This window comes from Streptomyces sparsus, from assembly GCF_054776295.1.
Window position 1 is genome coordinate 717 of the sequence record NZ_BAAHCA010001044.1, and the last position, 844, is coordinate 1,560.

At 75.2% G+C, this 844-nt stretch carries 1 protein-coding gene and 2 pseudogenes; 2 read left to right on the forward strand and 1 reads right to left on the reverse strand.

Annotated elements, in window-relative coordinates:
• A partial coding sequence (locus ACYVE9_RS26145) for a polyketide synthase dehydratase domain-containing protein (protein WP_461030368.1) occupies positions 1-375 on the reverse strand: 375 nt, incomplete at its 3' end.
• On the opposite strand from ACYVE9_RS26145, the pseudogene ACYVE9_RS26150 reads away from it, so the two are divergent.
• Positions 328-570: pseudogene (locus tag ACYVE9_RS26150) on the forward strand (glycosyltransferase); the annotation flags it as partial. The gene ACYVE9_RS26145 and the pseudogene ACYVE9_RS26150 sit on opposite strands and share 48 nt — an antisense overlap.
• Positions 567-844: pseudogene (locus tag ACYVE9_RS26155) on the forward strand (glycosyltransferase); the annotation flags it as partial. The pseudogenes ACYVE9_RS26150 and ACYVE9_RS26155, both read left to right, overlap by 4 nt.

The window sequence follows — 844 nt, forward strand, 5'->3', positions numbered from 1 at the left end:
GGGCGTGTCGGGGACCGGCAGCAGCAGCAGCGAGTCGACGGCGAGCACGGGGTCGCCGACGGCGTCGGCGGCGGTCAGCGACACGGTGTCGGGGCCGGTGCGGTCCAGGCGCACCCGAAGGGTGGTGGATCCGGTGGCGTACAGGCGTGCGGTGCCGGCGGAGAACAGCACGCGCCCTTCGCCGAGCCCGTCGAACACGCCGAGGCCGAGCGGGTGCAGGGCGGCGTCGAGGAGGGCGGGGTGCAGGTCGTGGCGGGTGGCCTCGGAGGTCGCGGCGTCGGGCAGCGTGACCTCGGCGTACACCGTGTCGCCGGTGTGCCAGGCGGCGGTGAGCGACCGGAAGACCGGCCCGTAGTCGAGCCCGCCCGCCGGCAGCCCCTGATCGACCTGGGTTTGACCGACCGACGCAGCGGCTACCCGCTGGAGATGGTTGTCAGGGCGGCCGACGAGGGCTGGCGCATCCTCGAGACCTCCGTCGGTTACCACCCCCGGACGGGGCGCTCCAAGGTGACCGGCACCTGGCGCGGCACGGCCCAGGCCGTCCGTGACATGCGGGGGGTGCTGCGGTGAACCGCCGTGCGGGGACCACCGTGCTGGTCATCGCCAAGGAACCCGTACCCGGCCGGGTCAAGACGCGGCTCACTCCGCCGTTCAGCCCGCACGAGGCGGCCGAACTGGCCGAGGCCTCGCTCGCCGACACGCTGGAGACGGTCGCCGCCCTGCCTGCCGCCCGCCACGTGCTGGTGCTCGCCGGACAGCCCGGCCCGTGGCTGCCCGCCGGCTTCGAGGTGGTGCCGCAGTGCGCCGGCGGACTGGACGAGCGGATCGCCGCGGCGTTCGACGG